The sequence below is a fragment of the Capnocytophaga canis genome (genome assembly GCF_000827555.1).
In the GTDB taxonomy this organism is placed as follows: Bacteria; Bacteroidota; Bacteroidia; order Flavobacteriales; family Flavobacteriaceae; genus Capnocytophaga; species Capnocytophaga canis.
Genome location: NZ_CDOI01000157.1, coordinates 14,184 through 34,213, shown reverse-complemented (window position 1 = coordinate 34,213; position 20,030 = coordinate 14,184). Strand labels below are relative to the sequence as shown.

The following is a 20,030-nucleotide window of genomic DNA, read 5'->3' as shown; positions in this document are numbered from 1 at the left end:
CTAACTATCAATTAGAATTATAAAAAGAACAACAATCCGTGTGGGATTGTTGTTCACGCTTATGAAGGAAAATTAACTTGAAGCAACCTTAAAAGTTATATCTTGTCCAACCAAAAATAGATGTTGAACAACCTTTGTTTGAGTCTTTAATTGTGATTTGAGAATTGATGTTATCTGCATCCATATTAGATTCCTTTCCTGAAATAGCTGTTGTTAAAGAGTTTGTGAATGAAACCGTAGCAACACCGCCCCCTTTTCCGTCTTTCAAATCGACAAGGTCGATTACCTGCCCTGTTCCTTTAACAAGCACATTATCAATCGTAGCTTTTGCTCCACGACGTACTTTGATGACATCTTGCATTACTTTAGCTACATCTGTACTTTTAGCGATTTTGAGGTCGATAGTCATGTTTTTAATTGTAAAATCAGACTGATGTGTATGCGTTGGGTTTGCTCCATCCAAATTTCCATCGGCCTCTACGCCACGAGGATCCGACTCTGAACTCGAAAAATCCCCTTGCCACAAACCGTAACAATTCTCTAAAGTTCCATTCCAACCTTGAGTCATGTCAAACATGTCATCGTCCGTATTGACACAAAGTAGGTTTTTAACACTCACCGAACCTCCGAAAAATTCTATTCCGTCATCGGCACATTCATAGACATATACATTTTCAACAGTTGTCCCTGAACCTACTCCGTTAAGTGTCAATCCATTATGTTCTACATCAGCGTTTGAACGAGCTCCTGTATATTCCAAAATCAGATACTGAATCGTTCCTGAATTGTCATTATCCATCGTTCCACCGTAAGGAATACTGCTATCAATTTCAGTGCTTCCCTGAGGAACACCTGCAGTCCAATCGCCAGAAAGCCTTGCTTTTCCATTGATTATCAACCCTCCCCAATACCCCGCTTTGGCAGTTCCTTGCGGAGCATTCGCGGTCATTTTCACAGGGTTTTCGGCGGTTCCTTGTATGTTCAATTTTCCACCCTGCAATACTAAGATATATTTATCAAACCCCTTATTTGCTTTGATGACCGTTCCAGCAGGAATATTAAGCACCGCTCCATCTTTAACAATCAGTGATCCATCCAAAATATAAGTTTTGGAAGCATCTAACGTGCGGTTTTGAGTTACTTCACCTTTTAAATACGTGTTTTCAAAAGGTGTTTCCACCTCTTTATCACTCTTGTTACACGAAATTAGTGTTAAACCTGTTAAGGCAATTAAAGTTCCAATTTTGAAAGTTTTTGTTTTCATTGTTATGTTTATTAATTATACTATTTTTATGATGTTTAAAATGTTTTTATTTGGCATAAATACCTCGTTTATTATCTGAAGAAATTTACTTCCCCATCAGTATATGGTTAAAATTTGTATGATAACCCAAGATTAAAGTCAACACCGCGTTGGTATGTATTTAGGATGATATTTCCATCATTATTGGTGGCTTTTCTACTTAGTTCTCTTTTTGAATTGAATATGTTCTTGGCTTTTAATTTCAATGAAAGTCGTTCTGTAAGGTCTAAAGAAGCAACAAAATCCATTGTAGGTACTCCCTTTTCGATAATATCTTTGTACTGTAAGGTTCCAATGGTATAGATTCTATCACTAAAATAATTGAATACCATTGAAGCGGTAAAGTTCTTATTATTCTTCTGCAAACTGTATGTCAGATCAGCATTTGTAATAAAAGGAGCTGCTCCTTCCAATTGAGTTTTACGAGCTTGTGTATTAGCAACATTTATGTTTAACTCGGTGAAAATCAATGAAGCATTCCATCCAAAAGACCACTTTTGGTTAGAGAGTTCGCTTTCAGTTTGAAACAAATTCTTCCTTAGTTCAAGTTCTATTCCTGCGAAAGTAGCGTAGTCACTAATATTTCTATAAGTCAAATAGCCTCCTGAGCCTCCTTCTTCAACCCGAGCAATAGGACTAACAACATATTTATAAAACCCTGATAACGAGAACAATTCATTTCCATTGATATAATAATCCCATTTCAAATCCACATTGTAATTGTCCGAAGGTTTTAAGTCTTTATTTCCTTGACTTTTAAAACTAACATCGATATACACATAGGGGGAGATTTCTTTCGACTGTGGCATCGTGTATGTTTTGCTAACCCCAAAACGTAGTGCATGTTTTGAGTGTATGTCATATTTCAAGTTCAACGCAGGAAGAATATATAATTTAGTTATTTCAGTATCCCCTTTAGTGCCTCCGCGGTTTACGTTATAACTCACTTTCATATCCACATTTTCTCCTTTCAATCCTGCATTTAGGACAAATTTTGGATCAATCTGATAGGTAAACTCGCTATAAAACGAATGGATAAATTTACTTACATCATATCGGTCAAAATTTCTATCCAATTGGAATAAACCTGCATTTAAGTTCGCTTGATTATATAATTGATCTAATTTATAAGAATTAATATTTAATAATTGTTGTGATGACAAATCGTACTCAATCGCTTCGAAATCAGTTGTTAAGAATCGTCCATTATATCCAATTTTCCAATTAGAGACCTTTTCTTGTGAATTAAATCTATAAGTATATTCTAACTTTGTATTCAAATCATTTTCTTTCAATTCAATGAAATACCGTTGTTGTCGCCCTGTGCTACCTGTAAGTTTGTAATGGTTTGAATTAGAAATTTTTGAAAAATTATTTATCCGTCTGTCGGGCTCCAATCCTTTTAGAGAATTATGCGCAATTCCGAGATTGATAACCGATTTTTCATTCAGTTTCCAGTCAGATAGTAATTGATTTGTTATCAACATATTATCATTATTTTGTTGTCGGACTAAATAACCCAAATAGGTATCATCGTACGCATCTTGGTATCGCTCTGAATTTTTGCCTTCATAAATCCCAACATACTGATTATTAGCATGAACCAACATAAGATTATATCTTAACTGAAGATTATCTATCGTATAATTAGCATTTAAAAGCCCTAATTGATTGATTTTCTTTGAATATTTTTTACCTTTTTGATCAAGGAAAATAGTTCCTTCGGTGGTTGTATTTCGTATGATTTCTTCCGTAAAGGAATAGTCACTGCTGTGTGAAAACACTCCATAAATTGACAGCGGATGGTGTCCAAGCATCATTTTTTTTCCACCTGAAAATCCAATACCTGTATTTATCAGGAATTTAGATTGCGAAGGATCTAAACTATTTGCAAATTCATATACATTCAAGTTTGTAGAAGGTTTTTTTCTGTTAGAAAATCCTAATGAATTGATTCCTTGTTGTTCAAGAAAAGTATCTGACCTCATAACCTGAGTGTTCATCCCAAGGGAAAGATCCATTTTCAATTCGCTGTCATTTACCAATTCTTTTGACGTTATGTTTATGGTAGCACCTCCTACGTCTGATAAGGTTCCCACTCCAAAAACTTTGTCTATACCAATACTTTGGATAATATCCGTAGTAAAGAAATCCAATGAAATATTCTTATATTCAGGATCTTCCGAAGGAATTGGGAATCCATTTAAAGTGGTCGCGTTGTATCTATCTCCTAAGCCTCTGACAAATACACTTTTTACTCCTTCTTGCTTTGAAATTCCCGATATTTTTGTAACCGCACCTTCCGCATCACTAACTCCCTTTCTGGAAAGTTCTTGAGCTCCAATAGCTTGTTTCATCAAAACAGCATTTTTCTGCTCAACCAAAAGTACGCTTTCCGCCTCTCTATTAACATTCCATTGTACTACGACCTCTTCCAAACCAACTCCTGCAGAGTTTAAACCGACTTCGATTTGTAGTCTCTTTCCTGTCTCTACCTTCACCGGAATTTCTTTTTCTTCATACCCCATAAAACTTACCAATAGCGTATAATCCCCGGCCTCTAAATTCAAATCAAACTTTCCATGAAGGTCAGTAGTTGTTCCTCTACTTGTACCCTTAACAATCACACTGGCAAATGACAATGGCTCTCCGTCCATTTCTTGATCGGTCACTACTCCTGCCACTCCTGTTTTGGTTTGAGCACTAAGCATAGTAACCAAAAACATGGAAAAAACGCATAAAATTTTGTTCATACTATTATCATTTTTTTCTGTGGCAAAACTACAGTGTAAATGTAAAATGAACGTAATGAGTATATTATAAAAACATCACGAAATTATTACTGACAAGTAATCAAAAGTTTAAGGAAATGTTAAGGAAAAACGTAGTTGTTGTCCTTGTTTAAAATGAAGTAGTTTTATCGTTTATTCTATGCGCAAATGATAACAAAAATTAATTTTCACTTTGTTTCTATCTTGTTTTTTGTTTTCTTTGCCAAAAGTAAGGAATGTTTATGAGGTAAAAACTTAAAAACTGATTCAAAAAAAATCAGTTACGATTAAGTTTACAATTGAACTGAGAACTTGATAATACTTTATCAACGCATTTTTATTTAAAAAAAGATTATTAAAAATATGAGATTCTTTTTATTAGCAATCTGTTGTGCCATTTTAGGCTGTAGCAGTAAAGAACAAGATTTACGAATATACGTATCAGGAAAGGTGTCGAACGAATATGGAGAAGGAATATCAAATGTCAAGATTCAAATTTTACGTGGGAAGATAGGACATTACGCTGCGACGAAATATTCGAACTATGAGACGATTCGTACCAATCATAAAGGAGAGTTTAACTATACAATCCAAAATGACACCTATGTGTACAAAATCTGTTGTGAATTACCTTCGGGTTATGAATCTGTCACACCTTCATGTAAGAAAATTGATCACAGCATCGTCAACGGAGGTACTATCTTCAACATCATCAGTTTCAAATTGGTAAAATAATAAGTTTCTGCATAAAGGGTAATAGCATTTAATCAGCACAATAGAATATTTTCACCCCAAAAATTCTGGATTTTTGTTTACTTGATTTTTAAATACTAACTTTACCCCGTTACTACTTTCACTCCACGCCTCAAAATAATAAATTCCATATAAGAATGAAACAATTATTTTTTATTATACTAATTATCAGTAGTATACCTATTTTAGCACAAGATTTGGACGAAATCAATACCGATCGACCAGACCAGAGTGAAGGGGTCTATACACTATCTCCCAAGAAATTACAGTTTGAGAACGGATTTACGTTCGCAGAGAATTCTTTTGCAGATAATTTGATGCTACGCTATGGTTTATGGCAAGGAACAGAAGTACGTTTTTCCACGGATATTTCAAAAATAAAGAGTGAAAAGTGGCAAGTTGACAATCTTTTTGTAAGCGTAAAACAACATCTATTATCTGAAAATGAATGGATTCCATCAATCACCTTGGTTGGATATGGAGGATATGATTTCAGAGACAAAACCTTTAAACCCGATGTATGTTTAGCCTTTGAAAACACCTTATCAGAACAATTTTTACTGGCATACAATATCGGGACAGCAGAAAAGTTTCAGAACCTAACCACCACATTCCAAGTAGGATATGCTCCTTTGAAAGAAGTATATCTTTTTGTAGAATATTTTGCTGTTTTCAATGCAGAAACACTCCCTTCACACAACATTGACACAGGAGTTTTATATATGTTGAACCATAAATTTCAGATAGATGTTGCTTTTGGACGTGCTTTGTTCAGTTCTTCAGCGGACTTTTTTGTAACTACAGGGTTTTCGTATCTCTTTTGATTGAGGCAACCCTAAAAAACTCTGTGTGAAAGAAAACTAAAGACAGATCCTATAAGTCAGAAATCACAAAGTGATTCCGTTCGCAACAACCCTTAGGTAGGATGTATTATGCTTTTGAAGTCAACGACTTGAAAAAAACAAAACCGAATCCTAATGTTAGCATACAATGGAAAGGGAACATCCCGAAATCATTCAATCGAACAGCACTGTACAATCCGAAAATGAAATATATCATCAGCATGAATTCAAAAATCATGTTTGGAGACAGTTTTGTATTGATATATTTGTTGTTTTTCCAACTATCGGACAGTGAACTGATATTAAACTTAGGAGTTCTCACAAACTCACTTTTTTTACCAGTATGCCCTTCCAAAACAGCAATAGTATTGTGGAATGAAAATCCTAATGCTACTGAGAAAAATGTAAAAAATAGTGTGACATAACTCAGGAAATCGTCGAAGGTTTTGCCTTGCAGATTTTTATAGGTTACCCAATAGCAAATAAAAAGAATAATGGTACTTAGAATAAAGAAACTGGTTATTTGAAATAGCCAATCCAAATGCCCATAGGTATTTTTGATGTAAAGTACGGGAATGCTGAGTATCGAAACGATGAATACCCACAGAAACATTGAGCTATTAAGCAAATGCATCACTCCATGGAATTTGGTTTTCCAACCAATATTTTTTGAAGACAGCACTCGCATCATCGATTTTCTGAAATTTTCAGCTCCTCCTTTGTTCCAACGGAACTGTTGCGAACGAGCTGCTGAAATAACCACAGGCAACTCAGCAGGAGTTTCAACATCTTCTAAATATTTGAATTTCCAATTTTTAAGTTGTGCGCGATAGCTGAGGTCTAAGTCTTCGGTTAGGGTGTCGCCTTCCCAATTTCCCGCATCATAAATACATTCCTTCCTCCAAATACCCGCCGTTCCGTTGAAGTTTATGAAATGTCCTTTTGAGCTTCGACCTACTTGTTCCAATGTAAAATGAACATCTAAGGCCAAGGCTTGAATCCTAGTTAGGATGGAGTAGTTTCGGTTTAGATGCCCCCAACGAGTTTGAACTACGCCTATTTCAGGATCCTTGAAGTAAATGACTGTTTTTTTTAGCCAATCGGGCTGTGGCATAAAATCCGCATCAAAAATAGCAATGAAATCTCCTTTCGCTATAGCCGTTCCTTCTTTCAAAGCTCCTGCTTTAAAGCCTTGGCGATTGGCTCGGCGAATATGCTGAATATCTAACCCTGTTTTTTGAAGGTCTTCCACAATAGTAGCTGTTTCAATCACAGACTCATCCGTAGAATCATCCAGCACCTGTATTTCCAATTTATTTTTTGGGTACTCCAATTGGGCGATATTTTCCAACAACCGTTTTACTACATATTTTTCATTGTACAGAGGTAACTGAATCGTTACATACGGTATTTCCTTAGGATCGAGCAGATTGAATTTGGGAGACTCATCATTTTGTTTTCTGTGTTTCAGATAGTTGAATAACAGATTAAGCATTGAGAGGCTATACAAAAAAATCAGTATTAATGCCACTGCGTAAATCGCAACAAGGGTGTAATTGATAATCAACTCCATAGGGTACTCAAATGTTAATAAGAAATATTTTGCAAAGATATGTATTTTGTCTTATGCTCCGTTTTTTTCCATATTTTTTTTGGAGGAAAATGAGAAATTAATTTCGTAATCAGTTAATTTTTCGTTAATTATTCCACGAACTAAAAAACAATGCTTACTTTTGCAGTAATAATATAACACTAAAAAGAAGATGAAGAAATTTACATTTCTATTGTTTGCCATGCTTTTGGTTGCTTGTGGAGGGAACAAACCCAAGGAATCAAGAGTCGCAAATAAAACAATTAAAGGGGAGTGGATATTGGAATCCGTAACCTACAACCAAACAGGAAAATATGACATCACTTTGTTGAACGACACTTCCAAAGAATGTTTCGAGGGAAGTAAATGGAAATTCGTTCCGAACAACAATCGTGGAACATATTCGATTGAGAATGGAGATTGTTCAACGGGACAACGTAACTTCGTTTTCACAATACAAGAAATTGATAAGTCATCAGGCTATTACGATTTTTTACTGAAACCAACCAATGAAAAATATCAGTCGGAAACGAATCAGGGGATTCGTATGCACTTGGCATATCTTTCTGACGATAAAATGACTTGGGAACAAACCTTACGCGTTGATGGTAAGCCTTTTGTTATTTCGATGAACTTTGTAAAATAGCTAAAAAACTTAAAATAGACTTTTAAACAGATGAAAAAAATAGGAATCGTGTTGCTTTCTGCAACTATGTTAATGGGGTGTGATGCCTACAATAACTCGAACAAAACACAACGTGCAGCAGTAGTAGGAGCAGCCGGAGGAGCTTTATTGGGAGCTATCTTAGGAAATAATGTCAAAGGAGGTAGCAGTGAAATCGGAGCCGTTATCGGAACGGTGGTTGGTGGTGCAGCAGGAGCTGTTATCGGAAACCAGATGGATAAACAAGCTAAAAAGATTGAAGAAGAAATTCCTGGAGCTGAAGTAAAACGTGTTGATGATGGAATCATCGTAACGTTTGATGAAAACAGTGGTGTTTATTTCGATACTAACAAATCGGATGTGAATGTGGCTTCACAAGAAACATTGAACAAGTTAGTCGATGTACTTAAAGAGTATGTTGAGACTAATGTAATTATTATCGGACACACAGATAGCTCAGGAAGTGATACTTATAACATGAAATTATCCGAAAGAAGAGCAAAATCTGTGACAGATTACTTCATTAAACAAGGTTTAAAATCAGATCGTTTCACTACAAAATGGTTTGGAGAAGAACAACCGACACATGACAACTCTACTGCTGAAGGTCGTGCTAAAAACAGACGTGTGAATGTGGTAATTGTTCCAAACGAAAAAATGAAGGAACAAGCTCAAAAAGAAGCAGGACAATAATTCTAAATATTTTTAAACGTAAAATTAAAGAGGGAAACTGTTCGAAAATTTTCGAACAGTTTCTTTTTTACAACCTTACATACAATCAAGAGAAGAGATTTACAAGTACAGTTCCAACCGAATAAAAAACATCCTCGTTTAAATTTATGTTACGGTCAAATTTCGTAACTTTGCCCTCGTATGATGCACGAGGTTTACATATCATTAGGAAGTAATATTGGCGACAGGAAAAGATTTCTGCAAGATGCTGTAAACGCTATAAATGAAAAAATAGGAAGCGTAAGGAATATTTCATCAATTTATGAAACGCCTTCATGGGGTTTTGAAGGTGAAGCGTTTTTCAATGTATGCTTATTGTTAAAAACTTGGTTGACACCTACCGAGGTTTTGACAGAACTTTTGAATATTGAGAGACAGCTCGGAAGAGTTCGGTCGAGCTTAAAAAAGGGGTATCAATCGCGATGCATCGATCTGGATATATTACTTTTCGATGACATCACATTGAATACGAACGAATTGACTATTCCACACCCACAGCTTCCAAATCGTAAATTTGTTTTGTTTCCGTTAGCAGAAATTGCTTCAGAAAAAAAACATCCTGTAATTCAGAAGAGCATCGCAACGCTAAAAGATGAGACATCCGACACTTCGGATATCCAAAAAATAACTGAAAAACTTATCTCTCCAAGATTCAATTCGCCTTTTGCGAACTACAATTATATTGCCATTGAAGGAAACATTGGAGCAGGAAAGACAACCTTAGCAACCAAAATTGCAGAAGATTTCAACGCAAAACTCATTTTAGAACGCTTTTCCGACAATCCGTTTTTACCAAAGTTTTATGAAAACCCAAAACGTTATGGGTTCACTCTTGAAATGTCCTTTCTTACGGAAAGGTATCAGGCCGTTTCTGAACAATTGATGCAGTTGGATCTATTCAAGCAATTTGTGGTATCTGACTACGATATTTTTAAATCTTTAATTTTCTCAAAAGTCACCCTAACCGAAGATGAATTTATTCTATACAGAAAATTGTTTTACATACTGCATAATCAAATTATAAAACCCGATTTATACGTATATTTATACCAAAATACAGACAGATTGATTGAAAATATCGCAAAAAGAGGACGATCTTATGAGAAAAACATATCTGCGGACTATCTAAAACGTATTCAGGAAGAGTATTTATCGTTTATTCAACAAAGTAATATGGAAAATACACTTATTATTGACATTACGTGCTTGGATTTTGTCAAAAATAAGGAAGATTACGATTATATAATTCAAAAAATAAGCAATTTTTCAAAATAGAAACGTAAAACCTCAGCTTTTAGCAACTCCTTCTGACGATAAAATATTGAATTGGAGGTAAAATTACATTACTATTTTGAACGGTGTGATTTTCGTTTCAAGTCACAACATAAAACTCTGATTATTATATGCTTACACCTATTTTATCAACAAAAAAATTAAATCTTGACCAACAAAATAGATTATTAAACAAGGGGTATCAGTTGGTAGAATGGGATTTTATTACTACTGAATATATTGATATTCAATTGGACAGAATAGGAAATCTTTTGCTTTTTACAAGTCAAAACGCCGTGAAGAGTATACTCAGAAACAGAAACATTGACTCTCTGAAGCAAATTACAACAATCTGTGTAGGTGAAAAAACAGCTGATTTATTGACAAGAAATGGTTGGAAAGTACTTTGTTATAGAGAATATGCAACGGAATTAGGAGACTATATACTGCAAAATCACACTGAAGATAACATCACATTTTTCTGTGGAAATCTGCGTAGAGATGTACTACCTAATATATTAAAAAACAACAATATAACACATAAAGAATACGAAGTATATCGCACAAATTTTTGTTCTCGTGAAATTGAAATTCCTATCAAAGCTATTCTATTCTTTAGTCCCTCAGGTGTGATAAGTTATATGCAGAAAAACCTCATTTCGGATCAAATTTGCTTTTGTATTGGGACAACCACAGCTAATGAGGCATCGAAATACACAAAAAACGTAGTTGTTGCCAAGAAGCCTACGATTGATTGTGTTATAGATGCGTGTACTGTATATTTTGAGAAAGATTATAGAGAAGTTAATGATGGCAAAGCTATTTAAACGACTTTAAAAAAAATCTCCTGTTTGAAATCTTTCGTTTATTTTTTCATATTCAAACATCTAAATTTCTGTAATCATCTCTTTAGATTTTTCCAGAAAGAATTTCTTACAAGGAGATTCTAAATTAACTTTAATTTTTCGTTGCAAAGGTAGTGTTATTTTTTATCAATCCACATATCATAGCAAATTTTATAGTAAAATTAACATTTTTTACAATTGAATGAATAAAATATTCTCATAAAAACGTCTCAAATTACCTTTTTTTGATTATTTTTTAGAATATTTCATTGAAGAAATATAATTTGAGAATATGACTTACAAGTTTTTCATGTTGAGAATTTTGATTCGCCATTCCTTCTTTTGTTTGCTGAAAGTTTATATGTGTAGTGAATTTAAAATAATTTGTTTTCCGTATCTTTGCCTTCGTGAAAAAATAAAGCAATGAAAAAAGTACTTATCACGGGCGGAGCAGGTTTTTTAGGTTCGCATCTATGCGAACGTTTCCTTACAGAGGGTTTTTATGTCATCGCTATGGATAATTTAATCACCGGAGACATCAAAAACATAGAGCATCTGTTACCTGACCCTAACTTCGAATTTCAACATCACGACGTAACCAAATTTGTACACGTTCCGGGAAATTTAGATTATATCCTACATTTTGCCTCTCCTGCAAGTCCAATTGATTATCTCAAAATACCTATACACACGCTCAAAGTAGGTTCTATCGGCACATACAATTTATTGGAATTGGCCAAAAATAAAAAAGCTCGTATCCTAATAGCTTCGACCTCTGAAGTTTATGGAGACCCCTTGGTGCATCCGCAATCGGAGGAATACTACGGAAATGTAAGCACTATTGGGCCTCGTGGAGTATATGACGAAGCCAAACGTTTCATGGAATCCATCACTATGGCATACCATCGTTCTTACGGATTGGAAACACGTATCGCGCGGATTTTCAACACGTATGGGGAACGTATGCGACTGAATGATGGACGCGTAATACCTGCCTTTATCGGACAAGTGCTTCGAGGAGAAAATCTTACCATCTTTGGAAATGGAGAGCAAACACGTTCTTTCTGTTACGTAAGTGACCAAATTGAAGGTATTTTTCGATTACTGATGAGCGACTATATTTATCCTATAAACATCGGCAATCCAGAAGAAATTTCTATCAATCAATTCGCTCAGGAAATTTTAGAAATTACTCAAACTCAACAGAAAATCACTTATCTACCTCTACCAGAAAATGATCCTCTACAACGACAACCCGATATTAGCAAAGCACGGGAAATTCTGGGATGGGAACCTCGTATAAGCCGAAAAGAAGGGATGCTACGGACGTATAACTACTTCAAATCATTACCTAAAGAAGAACTTCTTAAAAAGGAACATCGAAATTTTGAAGATTATTTATAACCTCCACTAATCATAAAAAATTCAACCCTTCTGGCGTTGGTAAAAAAGAGACGTGTCTCATCTCTACACTAAAATACAATTTGTATTTCTTCTTTGTAGTATTGTAGCGTAGCGTTGAGACTTGTCGTCCACCCATCTACAAAGATTTTACCGTTATTTTTGGAAATATCTTTAATGACGTTAGCAAAATAATCTTCACTAAAGCGTTGACTGTTGGTAATGTAATAATAATGACCGATTTTGTATATACAATCCTTTAAAACCTCCTGTGGCACTTGGCTTGGCTCGTCTAAACCTACTTTGAAAATCATTGTATAGATACGCGAAAGGGCATCGTTGTGTAGGGTGGGCAACACAATTTGTCCGTTTTTGTCTTGGGTGAGTTTTGGGGCGTTGGTATGGTCAAAGACTTTAAAACCGTAGTCCTCGCCCAATTCCTCTCCCCCCACCCTCTCCGAAAGAGAGGGAGCTTTTCCTTTATTAGAAGTCCCTCCTTCGGAGGGATTTAGGGAGGATACTCTCCTCAAACGCTCGATGGTGATGCTGGATATTACAGGCGGTAGGTCGTTGTCTATACAAAACTGATAGGCAGGCTTACCCTCGGCGATAGGCTCGTCTATCTGACAAAGGATAAACTTGCGATTGCCCCCATCTTCGGCATTAAGTGCCATTACGGCGTGTCCCGTGGTGCCTGAACCTGCGAAAAAATCAAGAATGATATCATTGTCTTGGGTACAAGAACTTATAATATCGTATACAAATTTAACTCCCTTTGGATAAGAAAAATACTCTACCAATTCCATTTCTTTTAATTCTTTGGTGGCTACTTGGTTCATATACTTGTTATCTGTAAAGTTCAAACTATCCAATGTACTATCCAAAGTTTTAAGGTCCTTTAAATATCTTTTATAGATAAATCCTCTTTCATCGGGTTTATGTTCTTTTTTAAAACAGATACGTCCTTCATCTATGTGTTTTTGAATCGTGTTTTTAGAAAACCTCCAAAACATTCCTTTTGGTGGATAATCTTCCTTACCTGTATAAGGGTTAATTACTGGGAAATAACCATTTTGAAAGTTCCCAGACTTGGCTGATGGGTCAGTAACAGCCCACCTGCCATTAGGGTCATTGTCTGGATTGGTATATTTTGTAGTATCTTTAAGACCTCCCTTCAGACGGTCTATTTTTTCGATATTTTTAGCATAACATAGTAAAAATTCGTGTTGATAATTTACGCCAGTTTTTGCGTCATTTGTTGTGGACTTTGTTTTACGAATAAAATCCGCCACAAAATTTTCTTCTCCAAAGATTTCATCACAAAGGAGTTTGAGGTTGGCTTGTTCGTTATCATCAATAGAGATAAATATAACGCCGTCTTTTGCGAGTAAATCCCTTGCCAATAGAAGGCGTGGGTACATAAAGGCAAGCCATCCGTTGTGGCTTTTTTTGGTTTTGAAAGAAAATTCCATTCGGTCAAAATCCTCTTCGGAGAGGTTATCGGCTATGCCCAATACTTCGGCTTCTTCGCGGTCAAACTTATCAGGATATACAAACTCATCGCTACTGGTGTTGTAGGGCGGGTCTATATAGATGCACTTTATCTTACCGCTATAATGGGGTTTTAGCAGTTTTAGGCTGTCGAGATTATCGCCTTTGAGTACCATATTTTGGGTAGTGTCAATGTCCTTGCTTAGTGTTCGGTTCAGCAATAATTCTTTTTGGGTTTCTTGTGCGTATTTGGCACGAGCCACGCCACGCCCTACAAAGTTCAGTCCATAGCCGTTTACTTTTTCATCAATGGGTAAGCCTAAAACGCTTTTGAGTTCGGCAAGATTGAGTTCGCCGTCTTTCAGTACCTGTGGATAGTGTTCTTTTATAAAATCTATCAATTTATTTTCCTTGTTTTCTGTGTCTAATACAGAAAATCCCTGTTGTATGAATCTTTGTTTATCGTTCATTTTGATTTGTTTTTTGTTTTGAACAAAAATGATTATTCTTCTGTGAGCCACTTCCCAAAGAGACCATTTTCGTGAGGTCACGAAAATGGTCATCCACATTGATATTCTGTGTTTTGCACGAGTCTATTGCTCTGTGTATAGCAACCAAAAAATTTTCCCATCGTGCATATCCTAACACCGATTGTAGCTCACGAGCATACCACACTTCTATTTTTTCTTTGACTTCATTTTCAATGAAATGTACAACTTCATCAAATAATGATTTGTATTGTATAATTTTATTCTTTTCCATTTTCAAAGGGGTATTGGTTTATGTTTGTTTGTCGTTCATTTCTTCCTGCTTTCTTTTTTGGCTTGTTTTTCCAATTGATGGAGGGTTTCTAGATAGCTTTCCTCTACGCTTGATAAGGTTTTGGCGTTGTATTTTCGGTATTCGGTGAGGGCTTTTTCTTTGGCTTTTTCGGTGGAGATTTTTCCTGCATCGGTCAGTACTTTTCGCCCTGTGGAGGAGAGGATATTGTCTAGCTCTCGTGCATAATCTGCCATTTTCATTTCTCGCTCTTCGATGGCGTTGAGCTCTGCCAAATCAAAATACGCCGCTACCAAATTGTTGAGTACTTTGAGTTCTTGCTCTTTGAGGTAATTTTTAGCAATCATTGCTTCGGCTTGTGTGGGTTGTGAGCCTTTGAAATTCGTTAGCCCAGCAAAGGGTTTGTCGCTATCTACACGATAATAAATCACCTCGCTTGCCGTATTGCCGTGTGCAGCGTAGTGGAGTTTGTTCTGCACGATTTTGAAAAAATCTTGACTCACTTTGCTCTTGGGGTCGTAATCGGTAGCAGTGGCGTACAAGTCCAGTACTTGCCGATACATTACTTTTTCGGACGAACGAATATCGCGGATTCTATCTAAAAGTTCTTTCCAATGGTTGCCACCGCCGAGGTTTTTCAGGCGTTCGTCATTGAGGGTAAAGCCTTTTACGATGTATTCTTTGAGACGCTCTGTAGCCCAAATACGGAATTTGGTAGCAATGTGCGATTTGATGCGATAACCCAAGGAGATAATCATATCAAGGTTGTAATGTGTTACATTGTAGGTTTTGCCATCGGTGGCAGTTGTTCGGAATTTCCGAACAACTGAATTTTCCTGCAATTCTCCCTCCTCAAAGATATGGCTAATATGCTCACTTACATTCGATTTACTTGTTTGGTAAAGCTCTACTAATTGTTGTTGTGTGAGCCAAATATTCTCGTCTTCCAAACGGACTTTCAGTTGGTTATCTTCGGTGGTTTGGTAGATGATGATTTGTTTATTTTGATTTTCCATTTTCTTTTTACTATTTTTCAGACTTTGACAAAGTGCCAAAACTTACCCTTTTACTAACGCCGATAATTGCTGTCCTTTTATTCGTTCTTTAAAGGAGATTTTTATATTTTGTTTTTTGTAATATTCATTGAGTTTCTCAAAATATTTTTTAGCAAAATCGATTTTAGCTTTTTCCTTTTTAGAAATATCGCCAGAGGTTTCATAGCCTTTTGCTTCTACCACCAAAAACACTTTATTGCCTTGCTCGCCTTTAATGGCGTAGCAAAAATCAGGGTTGTACTCGCCCAAAGGAGTTTTGATTTTGAGTTTTGGCAACTTCCCAAAAATGGCTATTTCCGAAATATTGGGGTCTTTTTCTATCACTTCCAATTCAAAATCGCTATCGTACTCGATGACTTCCTCAAAAATCCATTTTTCTTTGAGGGCAAAATCTGTATCAATATCCTTTTGGAATTTGCCTACACTCCCTTCTTTGAGATAGGTTTTGTCATTTTCCGTTTGAAATACATTGGCAAGGGCTTTCCCGCTGATGCCGTCGTATCGGATATGGGCTTTTATAGTATTGATGAGATTGTCTTCTATGATTTTTACGATTTCCTTTTGCACTTGTGCAGGATTATTGGCTATGGTTTGGGTTTTAAACACCTCGTTCAACGCATTAAAAATCTGTACTACAAAGGCAAGTGGCGTTTTGGTTTTATTGGCTATCCATTGTACCATTCTCAAAATATCCACTTGATTTTTACGCTGTTGCACTCCCACTACTTCGGTAGTAATGGCATCTTTTCGGTCTATTTTATCTACATTGAGAATTTCTCTTTTGGTTTGTAACAAGACTTGATGGATTTGCAAATTTTCTATATCGGTCTTGATATTTTCAATGAGTTGCTGTTGTCTTTTTTCGTCCAATGTATCCAATACATAAAAGGCATTTTGGCTGATGGTATTCCAAAGGGTTTTGAACTCCTGCAAATGGTTTTGCTTGATGAATATTTTTTTCTTATCTCCTGATTTATTGTTGCCATTATCTATAAAAGTATTCAGCTCCTTAGGTGAGACAAACACATGTAACAGGGCTTTTTCTTGCTCGGCAGGAAGATTTTGCTCTTTGAGTAGCGTAACAAAATTATCGGCTTTTTCGAAGATGCGTTCTCCATCAATAATCGCTTTACGCACAATCAATTTTTCGCCTCGCAAAACATCATTGATCAAAAAATCAATAGTATCATCATCAAAAGTGGTTTTTTCTTTTAAAATATGAATGATTTCTTTTTCGGTAAAATTTTCAGAAACAAGAAACGAATTACTTAAAATTTCTTTTTGAATACCTTCTACAAATCCTTGTTCTTTGCTCGATACGACAACATCTAAATTGTTAATTTTCCAAAATTCCTCTTGATTGTTATTGAGATTTTTAAAAGTTTTTCGTTGCAGATTTTGGTCCACACAGATACGCAACCCACGTCCTATCTGTTGCAGTTTAGAGATTTCGCTTCCTTGGTTAGAGAGTTTGCAAATGGTAAATACATTGGGATTGTCCCACCCCTCTTGTAACGCCCAAATGGAGAAAATAAAACGCGTAGGGCTCTCAAAGGACAAAAGTTTTTTCTTGTCTCGCAAGATTTCATCTACCCCTGCTTTTACTTTTTGGTCGGTATTTCCTTTGTCGCCCGAAAAATACCCTTTATGCACTTGCAAATTTCCGTCCGTATCAAAGCTGTTTTTCAGATAGTGATAGTAGGCTGAATTGGCATCAAGGGTAGCGATAACCTCGTCATATTTCTTTTTAAATTCTTCTTCAAAAATGATTTTAATTTTCGGATTATCGCCACGAAACAAGCGGGTATCACTTTCGATAAAAAACAAGGACAGGGCTTTGATACCCTGCTCAAAAAGCATCTGTTCTTTTTGAAAATGAATCTCGATAGTTTTTGAAATCATCGCACGGAGCGACTCATCTGTAAGGGAATAATCTACTTTTTCAATAGTATCATTTTCCAATACGATATTGTCTTTGTTGATTTTCTTGATAGTTACCTCATTAAATGTTCCGCCCACGCCTACTTCTCTTCGCACAATGGTTCCATTGCTAAGTGTGTCAATCAAAGCGATGTTTTTGGAACCTTTTTTTTCAATCCCCACAAGTGTATCTATACGCTCTACAATATCTTGGGTATAGACCACGATTTTCTTTACCAAATTTTGGCGAAAAGACGAAATACTATCCAACATATACGCCACATTGGAGAGCTGTACGCTGTCTTTTTTTCGTGGAAAAGTCGCCCCAAAACGCAAGTAATAATTATTAAACCCTTCGAAATACTTTTTAAATGCATCGCCGTCAAATCGGTGGGGTTCGTCCATTATCACAATCGGATTGAGCTGTTTGAGACACTCCAAATAGGTTTTGGGCGTTTGGATTGGGTTTTGGTAAGTGAATAAATTATTGATTTCGCGTTCCAAAGGTCTGTTCAAAATATTATCCTTGCTCGAAAAGGAACTTGGCGTCATTATCAACACCGACAAATGTTGTGAATGAATAAAATTATTGACCGCCGAAATGTTTCCGCCCTCGTAAGTAAACACTTCTATTTCTTTTTCCTTTTCATTGGCATACAACCCTTTGAAATAGGCTTTGGTATCTTCCAAATTGGTTTTCGTTCCCTCGCGAATGGGCACCGTGGGAATGAGAATAATGAATTTTTGGTAACCAAAATTTCGATTCAGTTCAAAAATCGTTTTGATGAAAGTAAAGGTTTTTCCTGTACCTGTTTCCATCAGTATATCGATGTTTTTGGCATTTTGTACAGAAAAAGAGTATTGATTTTTGTTTTTGTGTTCGGTAAGTGTTTTTTCAAAAGAATCTTGCTCGTGCAAATTTTCAAAAATCTGCACAATATTACGGATACAATCTTCCTGATAAGATTGCGTTTCGTATTGAAATTGTTTTAGTTTCATTTCACTATCATATTTTTTATACTTTGTCAAGGTTTCGAACTTTGACAAAGTGCTTATCTTTTCAACCTCGACAAATTTACAACGGAAAAGATGTATTTGCAAAATTATGATGTAAAGAAGAAAATTATGAGCGGAAAAAGTTAAACACGTTAAATATTATTTTGGGTACTATTTATAGCTAAACCACATAGATACATAGATTTTATTCTATATTTCTGTGTGGTTTAAAACTTTTCTGCCTCTCAAAAGGCAAAAACAGGTCAAATGAACGGTTGATTATATGAAATTATTTTTTCTTGCCTCGGGCTTTGACTACCTCGTTCATATCGTCGATGATTTTAGCTACTTTGTAATATAAAGGCTGTAGATCAAATAAAAAGTTTATCACTTTCTATCAATTAAGGCTTCATAAAATACATATCTTAAGTATTCACCTGCTTCAATATCTTGACTTGTTAAAATTTGAATTTTATTAAATAACTCCAATAAGTCAACTATATTTTTAGTAGTCGTTTTTATCAATTCATTTAAAATCTCTGACTGATATTTTTTTACATCCTCATTCCTAGCATTCTCTATTTTCCTTCTAACCAAAAACTTTATTTGCTCCGTATTTTGAATTTTATTTATCGTTAGAACATCATCATAAAACTGCCTATGAATCCCTCCCAAGTTATTTATTTGAGCCAACACAGGTATTGCATTCTTCGGACTTTGGCTATGATTAATTGAAAATACTTTAGATTTTATATCTTTAGAAGAAATAAAAATCTCCCCACTATTTTCTTCACGAGAATAATTAATTGTGCATCTTGCGTGAAATTTAAACGATTCTCTTTTTAATTCATCATTTGATATTTCAACAATATTTTTCACAAAAACAGATTCATCTATATTTTTTGTCTTTGACGTATCAAAAAACATTCTTATATAAGACTCATTATATTCACATCGCATTAAAGAATAATTTGAATTACTATTTTTCATTTCACGATACAGAGTGAGAAGACCTAGTACCACAACAACAGAATTATTGTAATCATAGTAACGATCTTTTGATATAATAGCTCTCAAATAATATTTTTTATCCGATTTGTTGTATAGAATTCTATACTTTTTACGAATATCGCACTCTTGTCTTAAAAGTTCAAAATTCTTTTCAATTATGTTTTTGTTACCATTCTCTATAAGTGTCTTAGCATATTTTTCCATATTAAAAAGATTACTAAAAAAATCTCTCTGAGCAGAGTATATAGGATATGCAACAATACTTTTGCTACTTACATTGGGTAAATCGGAAAGGTTAGCGATATTTTTAAAATTCACACTAAATTCCTTTCCGTCATAAACAGATATATCATGTAAACCACTTAACAAATCTAGTTTTACAAACTTATTTTGTATAGCTAATTGAGAATTAAAAAGTGTTTTTGCTCCTTTAATGGGAATAAAATCATCTTTTATATCCTCAATTTCTAGCTCTTTTAACAATTCTTCTTTAATATCTGTATTTAGAAGTTGCATTAATTCTGCAACACTTATCCCTAAATCTTCTTCGGGAATATTTACTTTGTCTAATCTTCTTTTTTTTATTTCCATAACGGTTGATTG

Annotated in this window: 15 protein-coding genes; 7 read left to right on the top strand and 8 right to left on the bottom strand. The window is 35.2% G+C overall.

Annotation, left to right across the window (positions count from 1 at the left end):
* Window positions 1–88: 88 nt before the first annotated feature.
* Both CCAND38_RS07500 and CCAND38_RS07495 read right to left on the bottom strand, forming a co-directional pair.
* Entirely contained in the window at window positions 89–1,264 is a 1,176-nt protein-coding gene (locus tag CCAND38_RS07500; protein ID WP_042344647.1) for a beta-helix domain-containing protein, read from the bottom strand.
* 107 nt (window positions 1,265–1,371) lie between these two features.
* Window positions 1,372–4,056 carry a TonB-dependent receptor gene (locus CCAND38_RS07495; RefSeq protein WP_042344646.1) on the bottom strand — a complete coding sequence of 895 codons (2,685 nt, stop codon included), beginning with the start codon at window positions 4,054–4,056 and terminating at the stop codon, window positions 1,372–1,374.
* A 381-nt stretch (window positions 4,057–4,437) separates the two neighbouring features.
* On the opposite strand from CCAND38_RS07495, the gene CCAND38_RS07490 reads away from it, so the two are divergent.
* Together CCAND38_RS07490 and CCAND38_RS07485 are read left to right on the top strand one after the other, a co-directional pair.
* Entirely contained in the window at window positions 4,438–4,809 is a 372-nt protein-coding gene (locus CCAND38_RS07490) for a hypothetical protein (RefSeq protein WP_042344645.1), read from the top strand.
* Between the two features lie 155 nt (window positions 4,810–4,964).
* Window positions 4,965–5,651, top strand: coding sequence for a transporter (locus tag CCAND38_RS07485; protein ID WP_042344643.1), 687 nt, complete (start codon window positions 4,965–4,967; stop codon window positions 5,649–5,651).
* Between the two features lie 106 nt (window positions 5,652–5,757).
* On the opposite strand, the gene CCAND38_RS07480 is transcribed toward CCAND38_RS07485, so the two are convergent.
* On the bottom strand, window positions 5,758–7,242 hold the full coding sequence (locus CCAND38_RS07480) for a cellulose synthase family protein (protein WP_042344642.1): 1,485 nt from the start codon (window positions 7,240–7,242) through the stop codon (window positions 5,758–5,760).
* Between the two features lie 190 nt (window positions 7,243–7,432).
* Here CCAND38_RS07480 and CCAND38_RS07475 point away from each other — a divergent pair, with 190 nt between their 5' ends.
* The 5 genes from CCAND38_RS07475 (at window position 7,433) to CCAND38_RS07455 (ending at window position 12,177) form a co-directional block, all read left to right on the top strand.
* A complete protein-coding gene (locus tag CCAND38_RS07475) occupies window positions 7,433–7,906 on the top strand; it encodes a lipocalin family protein (RefSeq protein WP_042344641.1) in 474 nt (157 codons plus the stop codon).
* Between the two features lie 30 nt (window positions 7,907–7,936).
* Complete coding sequence (locus tag CCAND38_RS07470) at window positions 7,937–8,617, top strand: YiaD family glycine zipper/OmpA-like lipoprotein (RefSeq protein WP_042005741.1); 681 nt, start codon at window positions 7,937–7,939, stop codon at window positions 8,615–8,617.
* Window positions 8,618–8,797: 180 nt separating this feature from the next.
* Complete coding sequence (gene folK / locus CCAND38_RS07465) at window positions 8,798–9,931, top strand: 2-amino-4-hydroxy-6-hydroxymethyldihydropteridine diphosphokinase (protein ID WP_042344640.1); 1,134 nt, start codon at window positions 8,798–8,800, stop codon at window positions 9,929–9,931.
* A 128-nt stretch (window positions 9,932–10,059) separates the two neighbouring features.
* Window positions 10,060–10,755, top strand: coding sequence for a uroporphyrinogen-III synthase (locus tag CCAND38_RS07460; RefSeq protein ID WP_042344638.1), 696 nt, complete (start codon window positions 10,060–10,062; stop codon window positions 10,753–10,755).
* A gap of 441 nt (window positions 10,756–11,196) precedes the next feature.
* Window positions 11,197–12,177 (top strand): UDP-glucuronic acid decarboxylase family protein, encoded by a 981-nt coding sequence (locus tag CCAND38_RS07455; protein WP_042344636.1) that lies wholly within the window; start codon window positions 11,197–11,199, stop codon window positions 12,175–12,177.
* 68 nt (window positions 12,178–12,245) lie between these two features.
* Here the strand turns inward: CCAND38_RS07455 and CCAND38_RS07450 are convergent, their stop codons facing one another.
* From CCAND38_RS07450 to CCAND38_RS07430, 5 genes are all read right to left on the bottom strand, one after another.
* Window positions 12,246–14,135: a site-specific DNA-methyltransferase gene (locus CCAND38_RS07450; protein WP_042344635.1), complete on the bottom strand. Its 1,890-nt coding sequence runs from the start codon at window positions 14,133–14,135 to the stop codon at window positions 12,246–12,248.
* Window positions 14,125–14,427 (bottom strand): hypothetical protein, encoded by a 303-nt coding sequence (locus CCAND38_RS07445; protein WP_042344634.1) that lies wholly within the window; start codon window positions 14,425–14,427, stop codon window positions 14,125–14,127. The genes CCAND38_RS07450 and CCAND38_RS07445 overlap by 11 nt, the downstream gene beginning before the upstream one ends.
* Window positions 14,428–14,462: 35 nt before the next feature.
* Entirely contained in the window at window positions 14,463–15,461 is a 999-nt protein-coding gene (locus CCAND38_RS07440; RefSeq protein WP_042344633.1) for a virulence RhuM family protein, read from the bottom strand.
* A 42-nt stretch (window positions 15,462–15,503) separates the two neighbouring features.
* The gene (locus CCAND38_RS07435) at window positions 15,504–18,419 is read right to left on the bottom strand and encodes a restriction endonuclease (RefSeq protein WP_042344658.1); all 2,916 of its coding nucleotides are present in this window, start codon (window positions 18,417–18,419) and stop codon (window positions 15,504–15,506) included.
* Window positions 18,420–18,803: 384 nt separating this feature from the next.
* Complete coding sequence (locus tag CCAND38_RS07430) at window positions 18,804–20,018, bottom strand: hypothetical protein (protein ID WP_042344632.1); 1,215 nt, start codon at window positions 20,016–20,018, stop codon at window positions 18,804–18,806.
* Between the last annotated feature and the right edge of the window lie 12 nt (window positions 20,019–20,030).

Coding starts and splice junctions, on each gene's coding strand:
- CCAND38_RS07500 (WP_042344647.1), bottom strand. CDS start 1,264: ATGAAAACAAAAACTTTCAAAATTGGAACTTTAATTGCCTTAACAGGT.
- CCAND38_RS07495 (WP_042344646.1), bottom strand. CDS start 4,056: ATGAACAAAATTTTATGCGTTTTTTCCATGTTTTTGGTTACTATGCTT.
- CCAND38_RS07490 (WP_042344645.1), top strand. CDS start 4,438: ATGAGATTCTTTTTATTAGCAATCTGTTGTGCCATTTTAGGCTGTAGC.
- CCAND38_RS07485 (WP_042344643.1), top strand. CDS start 4,965: ATGAAACAATTATTTTTTATTATACTAATTATCAGTAGTATACCTATT.
- CCAND38_RS07480 (WP_042344642.1), bottom strand. CDS start 7,242: ATGGAGTTGATTATCAATTACACCCTTGTTGCGATTTACGCAGTGGCA.
- CCAND38_RS07475 (WP_042344641.1), top strand. CDS start 7,433: ATGAAGAAATTTACATTTCTATTGTTTGCCATGCTTTTGGTTGCTTGT.
- CCAND38_RS07470 (WP_042005741.1), top strand. CDS start 7,937: ATGAAAAAAATAGGAATCGTGTTGCTTTCTGCAACTATGTTAATGGGG.
- folK (WP_042344640.1), top strand. CDS start 8,798: ATGATGCACGAGGTTTACATATCATTAGGAAGTAATATTGGCGACAGG.
- CCAND38_RS07460 (WP_042344638.1), top strand. CDS start 10,060: ATGCTTACACCTATTTTATCAACAAAAAAATTAAATCTTGACCAACAA.
- CCAND38_RS07455 (WP_042344636.1), top strand. CDS start 11,197: ATGAAAAAAGTACTTATCACGGGCGGAGCAGGTTTTTTAGGTTCGCAT.
- CCAND38_RS07450 (WP_042344635.1), bottom strand. CDS start 14,135: ATGAACGATAAACAAAGATTCATACAACAGGGATTTTCTGTATTAGAC.
- CCAND38_RS07445 (WP_042344634.1), bottom strand. CDS start 14,427: ATGGAAAAGAATAAAATTATACAATACAAATCATTATTTGATGAAGTT.
- CCAND38_RS07440 (WP_042344633.1), bottom strand. CDS start 15,461: ATGGAAAATCAAAATAAACAAATCATCATCTACCAAACCACCGAAGAT.
- CCAND38_RS07435 (WP_042344658.1), bottom strand. CDS start 18,419: ATGAAACTAAAACAATTTCAATACGAAACGCAATCTTATCAGGAAGAT.
- CCAND38_RS07430 (WP_042344632.1), bottom strand. CDS start 20,018: ATGGAAATAAAAAAAAGAAGATTAGACAAAGTAAATATTCCCGAAGAA.